Source organism: Streptomyces sp. NPDC090445 (assembly GCF_044769385.1).
Taxonomy (GTDB): domain Bacteria; phylum Actinomycetota; class Actinomycetes; order Streptomycetales; family Streptomycetaceae; genus Streptomyces.
On record NZ_JBIVXV010000018.1, the window covers coordinates 143,121 to 161,817 of the forward strand.

Here is an 18,697-nt window from a genome sequence, read left to right on the forward strand (position 1 = left end):
GGTGGGGGGAGCCGGCCCGATTTCGTGTCCGTCGCCGCACGGCCCGCCCGGGCGCGTACGGCCGCCCGCCTACACGAGGGCCAGGTCCACGATCCAGAAGCACAGGGCGGCGACGAGGGCCGCGGCCGGCATGGTGATGAACCAGCCCATGACGATGTTCTTGGCGACGCCCCAGCGGACCGCGTTGACCCGCTTGGTCGCGCCCACGCCCATGATCGCCGAGGTGATCACGTGGGTGGTGGAGATCGGCGCGTGGAACATGTACGACGCCGTGTACATGATCGACGCGCCCGTGGTCTCCGCGGCGAAGCCCTGCGGCGGGTCCAGCTCGATGATCTTGCGGCCGAGGGTGCGCATGATGCGCCAGCCGCCCGCGTACGTACCGAGCGACAGCATCACCGCACAGGCCACCTTCACCCAGGTCGGGATCGGGGCGCCGGGCTCCTCGATGTCCGCGATGACCAGCGCCATCACCACGATGCCCATCGTCTTCTGGGCGTCCTGCAAACCGTGGCCGAGGGCCATGCCGGCCGCCGAGACGGTCTGGGCGACACGGAAGCCGCGCTTCGCCTTGTGCGGGTTGGACCGGCGGAACAGCCACATGATCACGACCATGACCAGGTAGCCGACGAGCAGGCCGACGATCGGGGACAGGAACATCGGGATGACGACCTTGTCCAGGACGCCCGACCAGATGACCCCGATCCCGCCGGCCAGCGCCGCGCCCACCATGCCGCCGAACAGGGCGTGCGAGGAGGAGGACGGCAGGCCGAAGTACCAGGTGATCAGGTTCCACACGATGGCCCCGACCAGCGCGGAGAACAGGATCCACATGCCCGTCTTGCCCGTGGGGGTCTCGATGAGCCCCTCGCTGACGGTCTTGGCCACACCGCTGCCCAGGAAGGCGCCGGCGAGGTTCATCACCGCGGCCATCGCGAGGGCGGCGCGCGGGGTCAGCGCGCGGGTCGAGACCGAGGTCGCGATCGCGTTCGCCGAGTCGTGGAAACCGTTGGTGTACGTGAAACCGAGCGCGACACCGATGGTCACGATCAGAGCGAAGGTGTCCACGGGGTTCAGGACTCCTTGACCGCGATGGTCTCCACCGTGTTCGCCACGTGCTCGAACGCGTCGGCCGCCTCTTCGAGCACGTCGACGATCTGCTTGAGCTTCAGCACCTCGATGGCGTCGTAGTTGCCGTTGAAGAGCTGGGCGAGCAGCTTGCGGTGGATCTGGTCGGCCTGGTTCTCGAGGCGGTTGACCTCGATCCAGTACTCGGTCAGGTTGTCCATCGTGCGCAGGTGCGGCATGGCCTCGGCGGTCAGGTCGGCCGCCCGGGCCAGGACCTCGATCTGCTGCTCGACGCCCTTGGGGAGCTCTTCGATGTTGTAGAGGACGACCAGGTCGACGGCCTCCTCCATGAAGTCCATGATGTCGTCGAGCGACGACGCGAGGGCATAGATGTCCTCGCGGTCGAACGGCGTGATGAACGAGGAATTCAGCTGGTGGAAGATCGCGTGGGTGGCGTCGTCCCCCGCGTGCTCGGCCGCACGCATCCGCTCCGCGATCTCGGCCCGGGCGGAGGGATCCGCTCCGAGCAGTTCCATCAGGAGCTTCGAGCCCGTGACGATGTTGTCCGCGGATGCGGCGAACATGTCGTAGAAGCTCGTCTCCCTGGGGGTCAGACGAAATCGCACGTGGGGTCCTCGGGGTGCATCGGATTCGGTCAGCCTGATGCTAGGCGTATACCCCGGCCACGGCTAACCGGCCATTGCACCGTGTCCTCCATCAGGCAGAGTAAGGACCGCGGACCGCTGCCCGGCCGGGCGGAGCCCGCTATCCTATACCCATTGGGGGTATCCACCCCTCGTTCCGGACCACGGGAGGACCCATGACGGCCATCGAGGCGGAAGGCTCCGGAGCCGGCGTCGCCCCCGGCACGGCCCCCGGCGCTGCGGTGCACGGGTACCACCACCGGAAGGACGAGCACCTCAAGCGGCTGCGCCGCATCGAGGGGCAGATCCGGGGCCTGCAGCGGCTCGTCGACGAGGACGTGTACTGCATCGACATACTCACCCAGGTCTCGGCGAGCACGAAGGCCCTGCAGTCCTTCGCGCTCCAGCTGCTGGAGGAGCACCTGCGGCACTGCGTGGCCGACGCGGCCGTCAAGGGCGGGGCCGAGATCGACGCGAAGGTCGAGGAGGCGACGAAGGCGATCGCGCGGCTCCTGCGGACCTGACCGCGCCCCGCAGGGGCGCGGGGAACTGCGCGACCAGCCCCCACCGGCCCGCGGTGTCACGACCGGACTTCCAGCGGAGAGCGGCTAGCGGGCGAGGCCCATCAGGACCTCGTCGATCCGGTCCTGGCTGAGCCGCTCCTCGTCCGCCGCGGAGGCCGCGATGATCAGCTCGCCGCACAGCTCGATCTCGGCGAGCGCCACGTGGTCCTGCACCGTCGTACCGCCAGCGGGAGTCACGCGTGTCACCTCAATCTGCCGCCATCGGACGGGGGACGTGGGCCTGCGGTCTCCCAGGGTAGGGAGGGCGGGGCGCTGTGCGCATGACACGGATGGACCATTTCCGGATACCCCGCCATGGCCCGATCGCGCCGCCGGGGACCGCCCGTCCGGCTAGTCGGCGATCTTCCCGGCGTAAATGTCCCTGCTTGCGGGCAATACGACGGTCACCGGCGTCCCGAAGCCGTAGAGCAGCGTGGTCGAGGAGACATCGATCACGCCATTGTTGACATAGGTGAACCGGTGCCGGACCTTCCGCAGCCGCCCCTGCTCGTCGAGGTAGGCGTCGAAGGGCACGGTGTCCTTGCTGAACCCTTTCGCCGCTGCCTCCAGGGCCCCCTTGACCGCCGGGGAGGCGCTTTGCGCGGCAAGCCCGATGTCGGTGGTCCCCTGGTAGTGCCGCACCTTCTCCCCGGCCAGCTCCGTCTCGCCCATGTACCGGACCTCCTGCGCCCCGCGCAGCAGCTCGGCCGCGGCCTGCGGGTCCGTCGCCCCGCCGGTGACCAGGTTCCCGTCGGCGAGGGCGGTCGTGTCGACCCGGACCCACTTGTCGGCGGGCACGCCCGCGCCCCGGTTCTTCATGTACAGGGCGCCGGGCACGAGCAGCTCGGTGATGGGCCGGTGCTCCTCCTTGCCGGCGGCGTCGGCCGGGAGCATGACCAGGAGCTGGCCCATCCGGTTCTTGAAGTCGACGCCGCCCTCGCCGCGGATGGTGACCCGGGTGCCTCCGGTGGCCATCTCCATCGCCGTACGGGCCCGGGCACTGCCCGTCCTGACCAGCGCGTCCGCGGCCGCGCGGACCGTGGCCGCCGGGTCGGCCGGGGGCCGGTCGTCGCCCGCGGTGGCCGCGCCGCCGCAGCCGCTCATCGCGGCGAGGGTCGCGGCCATGCCGGCGGCGAGCACCGCCTCACCCGCCCGCCCGCGCCACCGCCCGTGCTGGTGCACCACCATCGCCTGCCAACCCCCAACGCATGACCGCTGATCGACCGAGGCCCCCACCCGCTCCGGATAACGAGGTCCGCGGTTTCCCGTCACGGCCGTCCCAGGGGCCGCCGCGCTCCCGGGGCCGCCCCGGCCCCCGGTACCGTGGTGGGGTGGACCCGCATACCGAGGCGTCACCCGTCGCCCTGCCCGACAGCGTCACGCTGCCCCGCCCGGCGGAAGAGCCCTCCACCGGCGACACCCACACCACCGACACCACCGAGCGCGGCTCGTTCTGCCTGGCCGTCTGCACCTGCGGCTGGAGAGGGCCCGCCCGCCGCTCCCGGGACCTGGCCCGCAAGGACGCCGCCGGGCACACCGCGGGGTAGCGGCCGGCGCCGCCGCCGGCCGTCGCCCGACGCCCGACGCCCGTCGCCCGCCGGCCGTCGCCCGTTCGGACACTCCCGGCTGGCCGTGCCGCCCGCGTACGGATGCGCTGGAGGCATGCCAGGACCCGCACCCCGCCTCGCAGCCCTCCTCTGGGCCCTGCTGATCGCGCTCACCCCGGCCGCCGCGGTCGCCGCGGCCGCCGCCCGGCAGCCCGCCGCGGTCCGGCCGCTGGGCACGGCCCGGCCGACGGGCACCGCGGACGGCCCCGCCGATGTGGCCCTGGCCGTCGGGCTGACCGGCGCCGCGGCCTTCGCCACCGGCCTGTGGCTGCGCTCCCGCTACCGCCGTGATGCGGCGTCGGATGCCGGCGCGCGGGCCGAGGGGGGCGACCCGTGACGCCGCGGCCCCGGCCGACGGCGGTGCTGGTGTGCTTCGGGGCGGCGGCGCTGTGCCTGCTGGCGGCGGTCCTGATCACCGCTTGGGACGCGTACGGGCACTCCTGAGCCGGGGCGGCCCGGCGCGGGCCCGCCCGCGGCCGCCGGTGCCGTCAGGCGGCGAGGTCCTTGTCCCGCGTACCGGCGTCCGCCGCCGGCCGGTCGGAGAGGTCCACCGGGCAGGGCCGGGCCCGGTGCCCGGCGCGGACCAGCCGGCCGAGCCGCGGGGAGCGGGCCACCGCGCGCACCACCGGGGTCAGCAGCGCCATCGCGAGCGGGGCGAGGACGAGGACGACGGCGGTGCCGAGGGCGAAGCCGCCGACGACGTCGGTCGGGTAGTGGACGCCCATGTAGACGCGGCAGACGCCCTCGACGAGGGCCAGTCCGATCCCGACGAGGCCGAACTTGCGGCGGACGAGGAACAGGCCGATGCCCAGCGCCATGGTGAGGGTGGCGTGGTCGCTGACGAAGGAGAAGCCGTGCAGGCCGAGGCCCGGCTCGATCACCTGCAGCCCGCTGTGCTCGTCGAAGGGGCGGGGGCGGGCGACCAGCCGGCGCAGCGGGACGTTCGCGAGCAGCGCGAGGGCCGCCGCGAGGGGCGCCCACACGAGAGCGGCGAACGATTCGGCGGCCGAGGTCTCGTCCTGTCGGCGCGCACCGCGCCAGCACCACAGCACGAGGAGCACCAGGGCCAGGGGGATGCCGTAGTCGCCGACCAGGGCGACGGCCCGGTCGACAGCCGCCGGGGCATGCCGGGCCAAGGCGTTGACGTCGTACAGCAGGCTGACATCCACGTTCGACCCACCGGTTGCGAGTGCAGCCATGGCGATGCGGCACCTTGCCCTTGCTCGGTTCCCTTCGGGCGCACCCGTGTGTACGCCCCGCGAACCCCCCCTTGCGATCCCTCCCCGTGTTCATGGAACGCCCGTTCTGTCAGTGCGGTTCCACTCTCCACCGGATGATCACGGCAACGTTATCCAAGAGTGATTCACCGTCGCAGCTCAGGGCCATGACCTGACCCAGCGTCATCAGGGCGCCTTGGCATCGGCGGTGCGGTCCGGAAGCGCCTCGGCACCGTCCTTGGTGACCCTCGTCGCACCGAAGTAGTCGGGCGTGTCGATCTTGTCGAAACGGATCACCGCGCCGGTGAACGGGGCATTGATCATGTAGCCGCCGCCCACGTAGAGCCCGACGTGCCGGATCTCCCGCGAGTTCGTCAGATCGTCGGAGAAGAACACCAGATCGCCGGGGAGCAGGTCGTTCCGCGCGGGGTGCGACCCGGCGTTGTACTGGTCGTTCGCCACGCGCGGCAGCGTGATCCCCACCGTCTCGTACGCCGCCTTGGTCAGGCCCGAGCAGTCGAACCGCCCGTCCTGGTCGGGCGTTCCGTTGCCGCCCCACAGGTACGGCGTCCCCAGCTGCTTCTGCGCGAAATAGATGGCCCCGGCCGCCTGCTGGGAGGGCGCGACCCGCCCGACCGGCTTCTCGAAACTCTTGGCGAGGGTCGTGATGGCCTTCACGTACCCCTGCGTCTCGCGGTACGGCGGCACGCCCTGGTGCTTGAACACCGCGCCCGGGCCCGCGTTGTAGGCCGCGAGCATGTTGGCTACGGGGTCGCCCGGGACGTTCTTCACGTCCTTGGCGAGCGTACAGTCGTACGAAGCCGCCGACGGGATCGCGTCATTGGGATCCCAGATGTCGCGGTCGCCGTCACCGTCCCCGTCGATCCCGTGCGTCGCCCACGTGCCCGGGATGAACTGCGCGATGCCGCGGGCATCGGCCGGGCTGACGATCGTGGGGTTCCAGCCGCTCTCCGAGTACAGCTGCGCCGCGAGGACCGCCGGGGAGAGGGTGGGGCACAGCACGCCCCACTTCTGCACCAGCGCCTGGTACTTCGCGGGCACCGCCCCCTTGGTCAGGCCCAGGGCCCGGCCGCCGCCGCCCGCGATGCCCGCCGCCGCCGAGTACGTGCCGACCACGAGCAGGGCGACGAAGCACAGACACACCCCGAAGCCGATCCCGCCGATCACCCAGAATCTGCGCACCCGTCAACCCTCCCCCATCGAGCAGACTTTCACAGGGATTCACCGGCACGTGTCGGAATCATCCCTTTTGCGGGCCCGAATCGAAGCCATCGCACACCACGCTCTTGTGTTGGGTATCCGAGACCGCGTGCCGGAACACCACCGTCCACCCACCCGGATCCTGCGCCAGCGGCGGCGCCGGCACCCGTTTGCCGTCCAGCTCCATGGAGAAGTCGTCGGGGTAGGTGAGGAACTTCCACTTCGTCTCGTCCCCCTCGTACAGGTCGCGCGCCTTCGCCACGAAGCCGAGCTGGCGGTTGTCGGTCACCGCCGTGGAGCGCCCGCTCGCGTCGACCTCGTGCTGCGGCTTCACCACGACGGCCACGTAGTACGGCGGGGCGTCGGCCACCCCGTACTTCAGCCGGTAGCCGATGCTGGCCTGGCCCGGCTTCAGCTCCATCAGGTGGTCCCTCCCGTCGGTCGTCACCGACGTCTGGAAGTTCGCGAGGCCGGGCTCCTCCCCGACCGGGTTGTGGCACTGCTTCACGATCGGGTTGTAGTCGTCCAGGTTCGGGGCCGTCTGCCTGATGAACACGGGCGGCCCGGCCGGCGACTGCGCCCCCGCCGACGGGGCGGCCGACCCCTGCCCGGACGGCGCCCCGGACGCCTGCCCGGACGGACCCTGCGCCGACGAACCGGCGCCCTTGCCGTCCCCCCCACCGCCGCCGCCGACCGGCAGCAGCTGCCACACCGCCACGCCGCCCACCACGGCCAGCGCGGCCCCCGCGGCCACCCAGCCCGCCGCCCGCCGCCCGCCGCGGCCCGCCGGCGGCCCGGGCACGGTCGCGCCCGCGTACGCGGTCGGCGTGTACCCGTACGGCACCGCACCCGGCCCCTGCGTGCGCATCTCGTGCAGCGGCACCGCCTCGCCCAGCGCCCCCAGCCCCACGTACACCGGATCGTCGACCAGCGCGTCCCGCACCGCGCACCGCGCCACGACCTCCGACAGCTCCGGCCGGGCCGCCGGGTCCTTCGCCACGCAGGCCCCGATCAGGGCCGCCAGCCCCGGCTCCACACCGGCCACGTCCACCGGCTCGTGCACCGCCCGGTAGCTCACGGTCGCCGCCACGCCCGTACCGAACGGCGGCCGCCCCGTCGCCGCGTACGCCAGCGACGCCCCCAGCGCGAAGACGTCCGCCGCGGGCCCCGCCTCCGCGCCCAGCAGCACCTCCGGCGCCGTGTACCCCGGCGTGCCCGGAGCCTGTCCGTCCTGGGTCAGCGCCGTCTCCCCGACGCCCCGCGCGATGCCGAAGTCGATGAGCTGCGGCCCCTGCGCGCCCAGGATCACGTTCTGCGGCTTGAAGTCCCGGTGCGTCACCCCGTACGCATGCACGCTCGCCAGCCCCTCCGCGAGCGCCGCGAAGAGCCGGCGGCAGGTGTCCGCGGGCAGCGCACCGCGCTGCGCCACCGCATGGGCCAGCGTCGGGCCCGCCACGTACTCGGTCGCCAGCCAGAACGGCGCCGCCGCCAGCGAGGCGTCGATCAGGTTCGCCGTGTACGCCGACCGCACCGCGCGCACCGTCTCGGCCTCGCGCCGGAACCGCGCCAGCGCCTCCGGATGCCCCACGATCTCGTCCCGGATCACCTTCACGGCCACCAGGCGCCCGCCGGGCGAACGCGCCAGGTACACCTGGCCCATGCCGCCCGCGCCGAGCCGGGCCAGCAGCGCATGCGCCCCGATGCAGGCGGGGTCGACGTCTCTCAGGGGCTCCATTGGCACGAGACTGCCACACCGATTCCCCGGCCCCGCACGAGGGTTCGGTGCCGCACCGCGCCCCGCAGGAGCGCGGTGAACTGCGCGACCGGCCCCCACCGGCCCGCGGTTTCACGACCGGACTGCCGGCGGAGCGCTCAGGCGCGCGGTGCGACGAACAGGCTCTGCGCGCCCCGCCCGATGGGCCCCTTCTCGTCGTGCAGCACGGAGTCCGCGAGACCGATCCCGGCCGCGTCCACACTCGTACGCGCCTCCACGCACACCCACTCGCCGGCCGGGTGGCGGTGCAGATGGACGGTCAGGTCGCTGTTGACGAACAGGTACCGGCCGAAGTCCACCACCGCGCTGATCCCGTTCCCGGAATCCGCGGCCGTCAGGACCCGGTCCAGCGGCCTGGTCCCCTCCCCCGCGATCAGCGGCACCTTCATCCGCATCCAGCACGTCCCCGGCCCCGGCTCGACGAAGGCGCCCTCGGTGAACCGGGTCTCCATCGCCGCGTGGTAGCCCATGTCCCACGGCACCGGGAAGAACGGCGTCACCCCCACCTCCCCCGGCGGCGGCAGCTGCGGCCCCGGCGCCACCGCCGGCACCGCCTCCCCGGCCACCCGGATCCGCAGCGCCCGCGCCAGCATCACCGGCTCCGCGGCCCCCTCCGGGAACAGGGAGGCCTCCACCAGCTCCGTGCTGCGCCCGGCCCGCAGCACGCCCGTGGCGATCCGGACCGGGCCGATCGGCACCGGGCGCAGGATCTCGTACGTGATCCGGGCGATCCGCATGTCGGGGCGGGCCCCCGGCCGCTCCTCCACCGCCCGGCCGAGCAGCGCGGCCGGCGGCCCGGCGTGCTGCGCGGCGGGGTCCCAGGGGCCGCGCGTGTACTCGGTGGCCAGGTACCGCTCCGCATCGATCCGCTCGAAGAACGCCATACCCCGGACGCTACCCGCGGGTAACCCCGATCACCAGGCCCCGGCAGCCGCAACCCGGCCGCCCCCGACCCCAGGCCCTGGACACGGGCCCGCCTCGGCCGCCCCTGTCCCCCGGACCGGCCCCGGACCGGCCCCGGACCGCAGCGCCCCCGCCCGAACGGGGACAATGGAGCGGTGTCCGACAGCACCGCCGCCCCCGCCACGCCCGACCTGCACGCCGACTGCGCGAGCTGCTTCGCGCTGTGCTGCGTCGCCCTGCCCTTCGCCAAGTCCAACGACTTCGCGGTGAACAAGGCCGCCGGAACCCCCTGCAGGAACCTTGGGCAGGACTTCCGCTGCGGCATCCACACCCAGCTGCGCAGCAAGGGCTTCCAGGGCTGCACCACCTTCGACTGCTTCGGCGCGGGACAGCAGGTCTCCCAGGTCACCTTCGGCGGCCGTGACTGGCGTACGCACCCCGGCACCGCGGGCCGCATGTTCGAGGTCTTCCCCGTCATGCGGCAGCTGCACGAGCTGCTGTTCTACGTCACCGAGGCCCTCGCCCGCCCCGCCGCCCGCCCCGTGCACCCCGAGCTCCGCCAGGCCCTGGAGGAGACCTCCCGGTGGGCCGCGGCGGACGCCGAGGCCCTGGCCGGGCTGGACGTCGGCGCCCTGCGGCAGCAGATCAACACCCTGCTGCTGAAGACCAGCGAGCTCGTCCGCGCCAAGGCCCCCGGCCGCAAGAAGAACCACCGCGGCGCCGACCTCATGGGGGCCCGCCTGGCCGGCGCGGACCTGCGCGGCGCCACCCTGCGCGGCGCCTACCTGATCGCCGCCGACCTCAGCCGGGCCGACCTCCGGTCCGCCGACCTGATCGGCGCCGACTTCCGCGACACCGACCTGCGCGGCGCCGACCTGCGCGACGCGCTCTTCCTCACCCAGGCCCAGCTGAACGCAGCCCGCGGCGACACCCACACCAAGATCCCGGCCGGCCTCACCCGCCCCGCCCACTGGACCTGACCGGACCCGTCCGGTCACCCCGCGGCCGGCAGCCCCAGCGGCCCGAGCCGGTCCTCGACCCGCTGCCGCAGCAGCTGGTACTCCTCCCAGCGCCTCGGCAGCCGCCCCTCGGGCCGCGGCCCCATCAGCCGTCCCTCGGTCACCACCTGCCCCCGCCGGAACTGCTCCCTCGTCAGATCCACGGGTATCCCACCGGGCAGCAGGTTCCAGGTGTGGAAGCCGTGCTGCTCCCCGTCCAGCCACACCTCCCCGACCAACAGCCCGCCCCCCAGCAGGTCCTGCACCACCAGCGCGGTGATGTCACAGTGGCCCCACGCCGGGTTGTCGGAGCTCCAGGGCTGCCGCTCGACGTCGTCGGGCGAACAGGTCTCCGCGGACCAGCCGGCCCGCACGGCCGCCTCGATGTCCGTCAACGTCCAGGGGCGGGCAGCGGCACTTGCGCTCTGAGTAGTCGTCACAGCCCCCAGCCTGCCTGCCGCCACTGACAATCGACGCCCGACGCCGGCCCGCCCCGACCCGGCCGGACCCGACCCGATGGAACGACTGACGGAACGTCGGACAAACATCGACAGTTCGGGCCAACCCCCGCACGGCCCCGCGCACACCGCGAGGGCGATCATTGCCCGCAGTCACCCCCCGTGATACACAGAGTGACCCCACGTCAACCCGCAAAGCCACCGCCCCCGCCCAGGTCAGAGCGCCCGAGCGGTCCACGGACCGGGACACCGGGCAAAGAGAGACGTCAAGTCGACATATGACGGGGGTTTCATCAGGGAAGATAGTGCGTGACCCCTGCCGTCGGGCACGGGCTACCGGAACTACCCATACAAGGGCGGTGAGTTACATGATCCTGGCAGCTGAAAAGGGCGACATCACCACCATCATCGGCGGAATCGCCCCGAACTGGGGTCCGTTCGGCAGCCTCGGCAACGAAGCGAAGGTCATGATCGAAGTGATCATGGCCGTCGCGATCCTGCTCTGCCTCGGCATCGCGATCTGGGGCGCGGCCAAGCAGCGGATCGGCGCCACCGCCCTCCGCGACACGTTCAGCGCCGAACAGGGCAAGGGCCTGATCGTCGCCGGACTCACCGGAGTCTTCATCATCGGCTCCCTCGGCACGCTGTTCACGATCGTCTACGGAATGGCCGTATAACCGGGGCCCGCCCGCAGGAACCCGTACCCGAGGACGATCCACCACACCGCATCCACGCGGGACCAGCGCTACCGTCGAACGACGCGGAGGGGGCGGACACGCAATGAGCAACGACGACCAGTACGGCGGCGGCCACGGCGACGTCGGCGGCACGGGCCAGACCCGTACCCGCCTCCCGGACAACCCCGCCGACCCGTACGGCACCCCCCGCCGCACCCCGCGCGCCTCGCGCAGCCTGGTCACGGTGGTCGGTGTGGTGGTCCTGCTGATCGCCGCCATCGCGTTCGCCAACCAGTCCGGCAACAGCCCCGAAGCCTCTTCCGCGGAAGCCCGGCCGTCCACCGCGGCCACCGAACCGACGGGCACCCGCCCGGTGGACGGCAAAAACGCCGGCATCCCGAAGGGCTTCGCCCCCGACGAACAGGGCGCCCAGTCCGCCGCCGCCAACTACGCCGTCGCCCTGGGCTCTGACGGCATGTTCGACTCCACCCGCAGACGAGCGATCGTCCAGGCCGTGTACGTGCCCGACGTGGCCGCCGCGCGCCAGGGCGACCTCGACCGTATCTACACGGACCCGGCCTTCCTCGGCCGTATCGGCCTTGACGCCACCGGCAAGGCGCCCAAGGGCAAGACCTTCATCTCCCGGACCAACCCCGTTGGAACCAAGGTGGAGAAGTACAGCGCCGACACCGCCACGGTGTCGGTCTGGCACTCCACCCTGTTCGGCCTCGCCGGGGAAGGTTCACAGAACCCGGTCGCGGAGAGCTGGTACACCAACACCTTCGAGCTCCGCTGGGTCAACGGCGACTGGCGAATCGCCGACTTCACGCAGAAGAGCGGCCCGGCACCGGTCGGCCAGGACCAGACCGCCGCATCAGCCGAAGAAATGGCCGCCGCCGTGTCGCAATTCGGGGGACTCACCTATGCGCGCTAGCCGTCCGTATCTGTCGCTCCTCGCCGTCGTCACGGCCGTGCAGACGGCAGCCGTGCTCATGGCCACCCGCGCGGTCGCCGCCACACCCACACCCACGCCCCCGGGCGCCACGCCCACCGCTCCCGGGGCCAGCCCCAGCCCGCAGGGAAGCAACAACCCCTGCGACCTCATCCGCGGCCCGGCCAAGGACTACTGCGAGCGCGGCCAAGGCGCAGCCACCCCCGGAACCCCCCGGACCGGCCTCGCCCCCTCCGACCCCGCCGAAGCCCTCAACCCCCTCGCCTCCCTCGCCAAGGGCTGCGCCGACGCGGCCGCCTGGATCGTCAACGAGCTCAGCAAGGCCGTCAACGGCTCGGCCAACGTCGACTTCACCAACGGCGCCTTCCTCAAGCAGTACGCCATCGTCTTCGCCGCGTCCACGGTGCTCACGCTCGTCCTCTGGCTCCTCGCCGTCGCCAAGCGCGCCATCCGCGGCGTCCCCCTGGCGACCGCCCTCGGCGAAGCCATCGGCTTCCTCTGGCTCACCGTCCTCGCCTCCGCCTTCACCCCCCTGATCCTCTACACCGTCGTCTCCGCCACCGACGGCGTCACCCAGGTCATCGCCTCCGCGAGCGGCAGCCAGACCGACGTGTTCTTCGGCTCCTTCACCGAGGCCCTCAAGAAGGGCGACTCCATCGGCGGCGGCCCGATCATGCTGATCGTCGTCTCCCTCGTCACCGTCCTCGCCGCCGGCATCCTCTTCCTGGAGCTCTTCATCCGGGCCGCCCTCCTCTACGTGGGCGCCCTCCTCGGCGTCGTCGTCTACGCCGGCCTCGTCGACCGCAACCTGTGGGGCCACGTCCGCCGCTGGGCCGGCATCATGATCGCCGTCATCCTCGTCAAGCCGGTCATCGTCATCGTCCTCGGCCTCGCCGGGGCCCTCGCCGGCGAGAAGGGCCCGAACGCCTTCTCCGCCGTCGTCTCCGGCCTCGCCATCATCCTCCTGGCGATCTTCGCCTCCGCGATGATCTACCGCTTCGTCCCCGGCTTCGGCGACGACATCGCCGCCGCCCGCGCGGGCCGCAGCACGGCCACCGACGGCGCCCAGGCCGCCGCCGTCATCAGCTCCCCGGCCTCCCTCGTGTCCCAGGGCATCAAGGCCCACAGCAGCCGCGGCGCCCACCGCTCCGGCGGCGACGGCGGCGGCAGCAGCGCCCCGCGGCCCGCCAACCCCCTCTCCGGAGGCGTCGCCGCCCACAGCAGCCGCCCCACCGGCGGCGGACCCGCCACACCCCCGCCCCGTACGGGCTCCAGCACGAGGAACACAGGAGGTGACGGGCGTTGACGGCCCAGTCCCACCAGCTGCACCCGGTCACGCCCCGCCGCACGTATCTCATCGGCCGCGCCCGGCCGAACGCGATGGTCGGCAAGAACCGCGAGAACGGCGAGATCGCCCTGATCATCGCCGGTGCGTTCCTCGGCATGATGAGCGGACTCCTCGTCCCCGACCTCACCCTGCGCATCGTCACCCTCGTCGGCTTCCCGCTGATCGCGCTCGCCGCCGTGTACGTCCCCTACCGCGGCCGCACTTTCTACCGCTGGTTCGAGATCAACCGCAGCTACAAGCGGATCCTGCGCCGCGGCACCGCCTACCGCTCCGGCGCCATGGAGGCCGGCACCCGCGCCGCCGACGGCCGCGAGGTCGAGGTCGGACCGCCCCCCGGCATCGGCCGCATCAGCTGGCTCTCCGCCCCCTTCGGCCCCGACGAGATCGCCGTGCTCCTCCACGCCGACCGCCGGACCGTCACCGCCGCCATCGAGATCGAGGGCCCCGGCGTCGGCCTGCGCGACAGCGAGGACCAGGAAGCCCTCGTCGACCGCTTCGGCACCCTCCTCAAGCACGTCGCCAACGGCGACGGCTTCGTCACCCGCCTGCAGATGCTCGCCCGCACCCTCCCAGCGGACCCGGACGCCCACGCCAAGGACGTCGCCCAGCGCGGCGACCCGACCTCCCCGGTCTGGCTGCGCGACTCCTACGACCAGCTCCAGTCGATGGTCTCCACCTCTTCCGAGCAGCACCGCGCCTACCTCGTCGCCTGCATGCACTACACGCGCGAGCTGGCCGCCGAGGCCAACGCCATCGCCCGCGCCGGCTCCCGCAAGGGCCGCAAGCTCGACCGCGACACCGGCCTCGCCATCGTCATGGCCCGCGAGCTCACCGACATCTGCGCCCGCCTCGCCGAGGCCGACATCCGCGTACGCCAGCCCCTGGGCCAGGGCCGCCTCGCCTCCCTCGTGCACTCCATGTACGACCCCGACCACCCCATCGACCACATCCAGGCCATGACCAAGCGCAACGCCTGGCCGGCCGAGCTCGACGCCGTCGAGCCCACCTACCTCCAGGCCAAGACCCGCGAGTCCTCCACCCGCGCCCCTTGGTGCCACGCCACCGCCTGGGTCAAGGAATGGCCGATGACCCCGGTCGGCGTGAACTTCCTCGCCCCCCTCCTCGTCCACACCCCCGACGTCATCCGCACCGTCGCGGTCACCATGGACCTGGAGCCCACCGAGATCGCCATCGAGCGCATGCTCACCGAGAAGACCAACGACGAGGCCGACGCCTCCCGCGCCGCCAAGATGAACCGCACCGTCGACCCCCGCGACATCGCCGCCCACGGCCGCCTCGACCAAAGAGGTGAAGATCTGGCCAGCGGTGCGGCAGGGGTCAACCTCGTCGGGTACATCACCGTGTCCTCGCGTTCACCGGAAGCCCTCGCCCGCGACAAGAGGACGATCCGCGCCTCGGCCGGCAAGTCCTACCTGAAGCTCGAATGGTGCGACCGCGAGCACCACCGCGCCTTCGTCAACACCCTGCCGTTCGCCACCGGCATCCGAAGCTAGCTGGAGGGAAAGGCCGCCATGCGAGATCCGCTGTCCGCTCTGACGGACGCCTTCACCAGCTTCCTGTTCGGCAGGGTCGAGACCACCCGCCTGCCCGTACGCACCTCCACCGGGCAGGCCCAGGCCGTCTACCTGCCCACCGCCGCCCCCGGACTCGGCGACTCCGGTGTGATCATCGGCCGCGAGGTCTACAGCGGCAAGGGCTACATCTACGACCCCTTCCAGCTCTACGGCCAGCAGCTGCCGGCCCCCCACTGGCTGGTCCTCGGCGAGTCCGGCAACGGCAAGTCCGCCCTGGAGAAGACGTACGTCCTGCGCCAGCTCCGCTTCCGCGACCGCCAGGTCGTCGTCCTCGACGCCCAGGGCGAGGACGGCGTCGGCGAATGGAACCTGATCGCCCAAGAGCTGGGGATAACACCCATCCGCCTCGACCCCATCGCCGCCAACGACGACGGGATCCGCCTCAACCCCCTCGACCCGGCGATCACCACCACCGGCCAGCTCGCCCTGCTCCGCACCATCATCGAGGTGGCGATGGGCCACGGCCTCGACGAGCGCGCCGGCTTCGCCCTCAAGGTCGCCCACGCCTACGTCGTCGACACCATCCGCGACCGCCAGCCCGTCCTCACCGACATCGTGGAGCAACTGCGCCACCCCGAGGCCGAATCCGCCGAGGCCATGAACGTCGACATAGACGACGTACGGGCCTGGGGCCTCGACGTGGCGCTCGTCCTCGACCGCCTCGTCGACGGCGACCTGCGCGGCATGTTCGACGGCCCCACGACCGTCGGCATCGACCTCGACGCCCCGCTCATCGTCTTCGACCTCTCCCACATCGACCGCAACTCGATCGCGATGCCGATCCTGATGGCGATCGTCGGCGTGTGGCTGGAGCACACCTGGATCCGCCCCGACCGCAAGAAGCGCATCTTCCTCGTCGAAGAGGCCTGGCACATCATCAACAGCCCGTTCGTGGCCCAGCTGTTCCAGCGCCTGCTGAAGTTCGGCCGCCGCCTCGGCCTGTCCTTCGTCGCCGTCGTCCACCACCTCTCCGACGTCGTCGACGGCGCCGCCGCCCGCGAGGCCGCGGCCATCCTCAAGATGGCCTCGACCCGCACGATCTACGCCCAGAAAGCCGACGAGGCACGCGCCACCGGCCGCGTCCTCGGCCTGCCCCGCTGGGCCGTGGAAATCATCCCGACCCTCACCCCCGGCATCGCCGTCTGGGACGTCAACGGCAACGTCCAGGTCGTCAAACACCTCATCACCGAAGCCGAACGCCCCCTGGTCTACACGGACCGCGCCATGACGGAGTCCTCCGCCCCGCACCTCCTCCCCGACGACCTGCTCGCGGCGGAATGGGAGGCGGAACAGCGGGCCCTGCTCATCGAACGCCACCAGGGCGGCGGACCGGGATCCGCGACAACGGTGGCATGACCATGCACGACAGAGGCACGAGACGCACGCCGCCCCCGGCGACCTCCCGGGGCGGCATCCCGGACGGCGTCCTGGTCGGCTTCCTCGCCTTCCTCCTCGGCCTGGCCGCGCTCGTGTGGACGTCCACGGGCCTGGCGGCCCTCCTCGCCCACGGGTCCTGGCCGGACACGGTCACGTTCCTCCGCACCCCGACGGCCGTCCGCGCCCTGATAACGCAGCCGCACGACATGGCCGCCGCCTGGCCGGACACCGCCCCCTCGGCCCTCTCCGGCTGGGGCCTCTTCTGGGGCCTGTTCGTCGGGCAGCTCCTCGTCCTCTTCGTCCTCATCGTCTTCGTGATCGGCGTCGTCGCCCGTACGAAGGCCCGCCGCGCCCTGGCCGCCCACCTGGCCACGGACCCGGCCGGCCCGGCGGACGCGGCCGCCGGTGCGGACGCGCCCGCGGCTGCGACCGGGCCCGCGGGCACGGCCCGGCCGGCTGCCGCGCGGCAGCCGAAGCCCGCGGAGCCGCTGTTGACGCCACTACCGTCGCCGTTGCCAGTACGGGAGCCGGTGCCGACGCCGGTGCCGACGCCGCTCGCCAAGGCCACGCTCCCCGCCCCGCCTGCGGGCGACGCCTACCGCTACGGCTTCGGCCACGCCCCGGCCCGCACCGCGGCCGCCTCCGGGCCGGCGCCCGCACCGCCCGCGCCGGGCGGCCTGGCCTATGGCAGCCCCGCCGAACGCCACCGGCTGGCCGCGGGCCGCCTGGCCACCGCGGAGGGCGCGGCCCTCGTCGTCACGTCCTCCCCCGGCCTCTGGGCGGAGACCAAGGACGCCCGCGCCAAGCTCGGCCCGGTCCTGCTCTACGACCCCACGCACCTGTGCGACACCCCGGCCCGCATGCACTGGAACCCGGCAGACGCCTGCGCCGACCGCGACACCGCGGCTGCCCGCGCCGCCGCCCTGCTGGCCCCCGTACGCCCGCAGGCCCGCAGGGACGCGGCCGTGGCCGACACCGCCGAAACCCTCCTGCGGAGCTGGCTCCAGGCGGCAGCCCTGGACGACCGGCCGTTCAAGCAGCTCCACCGCTGGGTTCTGGGCACGGGCGCCCAGGACCCGGTCCGCATCCTGCGCACCCATCCCCATGCGGCGCCCGGAGCGGCCGGCGAACTCGAGTCCGCCCTCACCGCCCATCCCGAGCGCCGCGAACAGGCCCTCCGGCTCACGGCCCGGGCCCTGTCCTGCCTCACGTCAATCCACATCCGCGAGGCCTGTACCCCGAACCGAACAGATGCGCTCGCACTTGCATCGTTCGTGCAGGAGGGGGGCACCCTTTATGTGGTGGGTGAATCCTTGGAGGACCCTCGCACCCATCCGAGTGCAATGCCCCTGCTCACCGCACTCGCATCGAGCGTGGTCGAGCACGGCCGCCGCATGGCCGCACGGTCATCCCACGGCCGGCTCGACCCACCACTCACCCTGGTCCTGGAGGATGTCGCGGCCGTCGCCCCGATCCCCCAGCTACCGGACCTTCTCCAGCAGGATGCGCTCCCCCTGCTCGCCCTGTGCCGCAGCCGCGAGCAGACCCGCGCCCGCTGGCCCCACCTCTAGTCCGCTCTGGTCCGCGCTAGTCCACCGGCCGGGCGATGACGTACTCCAGCTCCTTGGAGGTCGGATCCCCCGGCTTCGGGATGACGATCCCGCTCGGCTCGAACCCGAACCGCCGGTAGAAGGCCCCGGCTCGCGCATTGTCCTCGTGCACGAAGAGCCGTACGCGCTCCAGCGCCGGCTCGTTCCGCGACCAGGCCCATTCCAGTGCGGCCTCGAACAGCGCGTCGGTGATTCCGGTGCCGCGCTGCTCTGCCCGCACGAACACGCCCACGACGTGCCCCTGGTCGCGCTCGACGGTCTGCTCCAGGAAGTCGCTGGCCCCGACCTCTTCGACGAACACGGTCACCGACCCGTCCCACCGCCCGTCGGGTGCCTCGGCCACGAACTGCCGCACACCCCGTCCTTCCGCGGCGCCCCGAGCCCGGTCCTGCCAGAACTCGTCGGGCTTCTCCGCGGCCTGGGCGGCGGTCTCCAGGAATGCCAGGGGCGCCATGGGATCGCTCAACGCGACCAGCCGAAGCTCTTTGACTTTCTCCCACTCATCGGCACGCACGGGCCTGATCACATACTGATTCATGGCCCGGATCCAACCACGCGAGCAGCCCCGCACGCATCCGGATATGCCGGTGAACGCAGAAAAGCCCCGCACCGAACCCCCCGAGAGGGGTTTGGTGCGGGGCTTCCCGCAATGATTGTTCGGCGGCGTCCTACTCTCCCACAGGGT

The 18,697-nt window shown here is 72.4% G+C and carries 20 protein-coding genes; 10 read left to right on the plus strand and 10 right to left on the minus strand.

Annotated features, from left to right (window positions below):
* Positions 1–69 precede the first annotated feature (69 nt).
* Together ACIQUT_RS28110 and ACIQUT_RS28115 are read right to left on the minus strand one after the other, a co-directional pair.
* Entirely contained in the window at positions 70–1,068 is a 999-nt protein-coding gene (locus ACIQUT_RS28110) for an anion permease (RefSeq protein WP_403566719.1), read from the minus strand.
* A gap of 5 nt (positions 1,069–1,073) precedes the next feature.
* Complete coding sequence (locus ACIQUT_RS28115) at positions 1,074–1,694, minus strand: DUF47 family protein (protein WP_179177074.1); 621 nt, start codon at positions 1,692–1,694, stop codon at positions 1,074–1,076.
* Positions 1,695–1,888: 194 nt separating this feature from the next.
* Here ACIQUT_RS28115 and ACIQUT_RS28120 point away from each other — a divergent pair, with 194 nt between their 5' ends.
* The gene (locus ACIQUT_RS28120) at positions 1,889–2,236 is read left to right on the plus strand and encodes a metal-sensitive transcriptional regulator (protein WP_218783177.1); all 348 of its coding nucleotides are present in this window, start codon (positions 1,889–1,891) and stop codon (positions 2,234–2,236) included.
* Between the two features lie 84 nt (positions 2,237–2,320).
* Here ACIQUT_RS28120 and ACIQUT_RS28125 read toward each other — a convergent pair whose 3' ends face one another.
* Both ACIQUT_RS28125 and ACIQUT_RS28130 read right to left on the minus strand, forming a co-directional pair.
* Complete coding sequence (locus ACIQUT_RS28125; RefSeq protein ID WP_356849675.1) at positions 2,321–2,473, minus strand: hypothetical protein; 153 nt, start codon at positions 2,471–2,473, stop codon at positions 2,321–2,323.
* A 153-nt stretch (positions 2,474–2,626) separates the two neighbouring features.
* Positions 2,627–3,463, minus strand: coding sequence for a hypothetical protein (locus ACIQUT_RS28130; protein WP_403566722.1), 837 nt, complete (start codon positions 3,461–3,463; stop codon positions 2,627–2,629).
* Positions 3,464–3,606: 143 nt separating this feature from the next.
* On the opposite strand from ACIQUT_RS28130, the gene ACIQUT_RS28135 reads away from it, so the two are divergent.
* Together ACIQUT_RS28135 and ACIQUT_RS28140 are read left to right on the plus strand one after the other, a co-directional pair.
* The gene (locus ACIQUT_RS28135) at positions 3,607–3,822 is read left to right on the plus strand and encodes a hypothetical protein (RefSeq protein ID WP_403566724.1); all 216 of its coding nucleotides are present in this window, start codon (positions 3,607–3,609) and stop codon (positions 3,820–3,822) included.
* 115 nt (positions 3,823–3,937) lie between these two features.
* Complete coding sequence (locus ACIQUT_RS28140) at positions 3,938–4,219, plus strand: hypothetical protein (RefSeq protein WP_403566726.1); 282 nt, start codon at positions 3,938–3,940, stop codon at positions 4,217–4,219.
* Between the two features lie 151 nt (positions 4,220–4,370).
* Here ACIQUT_RS28140 and ACIQUT_RS28145 read toward each other — a convergent pair whose 3' ends face one another.
* The 4 genes from ACIQUT_RS28145 to ACIQUT_RS28160 form a co-directional block, all read right to left on the minus strand.
* A complete protein-coding gene (locus ACIQUT_RS28145) occupies positions 4,371–5,081 on the minus strand; it encodes a phosphatase PAP2 family protein (protein WP_403566727.1) in 711 nt (236 codons plus the stop codon).
* A gap of 204 nt (positions 5,082–5,285) precedes the next feature.
* Positions 5,286–6,287, minus strand: a complete 1,002-nt coding sequence (locus ACIQUT_RS28150; RefSeq protein ID WP_403566759.1) for an NlpC/P60 family protein — start codon at positions 6,285–6,287, stop codon at positions 5,286–5,288.
* A 73-nt stretch (positions 6,288–6,360) separates the two neighbouring features.
* Positions 6,361–8,055 (minus strand): serine/threonine-protein kinase, encoded by a 1,695-nt coding sequence (locus ACIQUT_RS28155; RefSeq protein WP_403566729.1) that lies wholly within the window; start codon positions 8,053–8,055, stop codon positions 6,361–6,363.
* A gap of 137 nt (positions 8,056–8,192) precedes the next feature.
* Positions 8,193–8,978 carry a thioesterase family protein gene (locus ACIQUT_RS28160; protein ID WP_403566731.1) on the minus strand — a complete coding sequence of 262 codons (786 nt, stop codon included), beginning with the start codon at positions 8,976–8,978 and terminating at the stop codon, positions 8,193–8,195.
* Positions 8,979–9,152: 174 nt separating this feature from the next.
* On the opposite strand from ACIQUT_RS28160, the gene ACIQUT_RS28165 reads away from it, so the two are divergent.
* The gene (locus tag ACIQUT_RS28165) at positions 9,153–9,977 is read left to right on the plus strand and encodes a pentapeptide repeat-containing protein (RefSeq protein WP_403566733.1); all 825 of its coding nucleotides are present in this window, start codon (positions 9,153–9,155) and stop codon (positions 9,975–9,977) included.
* Positions 9,978–9,991: 14 nt separating this feature from the next.
* Here the strand turns inward: ACIQUT_RS28165 and ACIQUT_RS28170 are convergent, their stop codons facing one another.
* Positions 9,992–10,435 carry a hypothetical protein gene (locus tag ACIQUT_RS28170; protein ID WP_403566734.1) on the minus strand — a complete coding sequence of 148 codons (444 nt, stop codon included), beginning with the start codon at positions 10,433–10,435 and terminating at the stop codon, positions 9,992–9,994.
* Between the two features lie 386 nt (positions 10,436–10,821).
* Between ACIQUT_RS28170 and ACIQUT_RS28175 the strand changes: the two genes are divergently transcribed.
* From ACIQUT_RS28175 to ACIQUT_RS28200, 6 genes are all read left to right on the plus strand, one after another.
* A complete protein-coding gene (locus tag ACIQUT_RS28175) occupies positions 10,822–11,130 on the plus strand; it encodes a hypothetical protein (protein WP_042818271.1) in 309 nt (102 codons plus the stop codon).
* A gap of 103 nt (positions 11,131–11,233) precedes the next feature.
* Positions 11,234–12,064, plus strand: a complete 831-nt coding sequence (locus ACIQUT_RS28180; protein WP_403566736.1) for a hypothetical protein — start codon at positions 11,234–11,236, stop codon at positions 12,062–12,064.
* Positions 12,054–13,388 (plus strand): hypothetical protein, encoded by a 1,335-nt coding sequence (locus ACIQUT_RS28185; RefSeq protein ID WP_403566738.1) that lies wholly within the window; start codon positions 12,054–12,056, stop codon positions 13,386–13,388. The genes ACIQUT_RS28180 and ACIQUT_RS28185 overlap by 11 nt, the downstream gene beginning before the upstream one ends.
* Before the next feature lie 74 nt (positions 13,389–13,462).
* Entirely contained in the window at positions 13,463–14,944 is a 1,482-nt protein-coding gene (locus tag ACIQUT_RS28190; protein ID WP_403566760.1) for an SCO6880 family protein, read from the plus strand.
* 18 nt (positions 14,945–14,962) lie between these two features.
* On the plus strand, positions 14,963–16,381 hold the full coding sequence (locus ACIQUT_RS28195; RefSeq protein WP_403566740.1) for an ATP-binding protein: 1,419 nt from the start codon (positions 14,963–14,965) through the stop codon (positions 16,379–16,381).
* A gap of 2 nt (positions 16,382–16,383) precedes the next feature.
* Entirely contained in the window at positions 16,384–17,973 is a 1,590-nt protein-coding gene (locus tag ACIQUT_RS28200; protein ID WP_403566762.1) for a type VI secretion protein, read from the plus strand.
* A gap of 16 nt (positions 17,974–17,989) precedes the next feature.
* Here the strand turns inward: ACIQUT_RS28200 and ACIQUT_RS28205 are convergent, their stop codons facing one another.
* On the minus strand, positions 17,990–18,550 hold the full coding sequence (locus tag ACIQUT_RS28205; RefSeq protein WP_403566742.1) for a GNAT family N-acetyltransferase: 561 nt from the start codon (positions 18,548–18,550) through the stop codon (positions 17,990–17,992).
* Between the last annotated feature and the right edge of the window lie 147 nt (positions 18,551–18,697).

What these genes read in the sequence shown, in the direction of transcription:
- ACIQUT_RS28120 (WP_218783177.1), top strand. Translation starts at nt 1,889, where the DNA reads ATGACGGCCATCGAGGCGGAAGGCTCCGGAGCCGGCGTCGCCCCCGGC.
- ACIQUT_RS28130 (WP_403566722.1), bottom strand. Translation starts at nt 3,463, where the DNA reads ATGGTGGTGCACCAGCACGGGCGGTGGCGCGGGCGGGCGGGTGAGGCG.
- ACIQUT_RS28140 (WP_403566726.1), top strand. Translation starts at nt 3,938, where the DNA reads ATGCCAGGACCCGCACCCCGCCTCGCAGCCCTCCTCTGGGCCCTGCTG.
- ACIQUT_RS28145 (WP_403566727.1), bottom strand. Translation starts at nt 5,081, where the DNA reads ATGGCTGCACTCGCAACCGGTGGGTCGAACGTGGATGTCAGCCTGCTG.
- ACIQUT_RS28155 (WP_403566729.1), bottom strand. Translation starts at nt 8,055, where the DNA reads ATGGAGCCCCTGAGAGACGTCGACCCCGCCTGCATCGGGGCGCATGCG.
- ACIQUT_RS28160 (WP_403566731.1), bottom strand. Translation starts at nt 8,978, where the DNA reads ATGGCGTTCTTCGAGCGGATCGATGCGGAGCGGTACCTGGCCACCGAG.
- ACIQUT_RS28175 (WP_042818271.1), top strand. Translation starts at nt 10,822, where the DNA reads ATGATCCTGGCAGCTGAAAAGGGCGACATCACCACCATCATCGGCGGA.
- ACIQUT_RS28180 (WP_403566736.1), top strand. Translation starts at nt 11,234, where the DNA reads ATGAGCAACGACGACCAGTACGGCGGCGGCCACGGCGACGTCGGCGGC.
- ACIQUT_RS28185 (WP_403566738.1), top strand. Translation starts at nt 12,054, where the DNA reads ATGCGCGCTAGCCGTCCGTATCTGTCGCTCCTCGCCGTCGTCACGGCC.
- ACIQUT_RS28190 (WP_403566760.1), top strand. Translation starts at nt 13,463, where the DNA reads ATGGTCGGCAAGAACCGCGAGAACGGCGAGATCGCCCTGATCATCGCC.
- ACIQUT_RS28195 (WP_403566740.1), top strand. Translation starts at nt 14,963, where the DNA reads ATGCGAGATCCGCTGTCCGCTCTGACGGACGCCTTCACCAGCTTCCTG.
- ACIQUT_RS28200 (WP_403566762.1), top strand. Translation starts at nt 16,384, where the DNA reads ATGCACGACAGAGGCACGAGACGCACGCCGCCCCCGGCGACCTCCCGG.
- ACIQUT_RS28205 (WP_403566742.1), bottom strand. Translation starts at nt 18,550, where the DNA reads ATGAATCAGTATGTGATCAGGCCCGTGCGTGCCGATGAGTGGGAGAAA.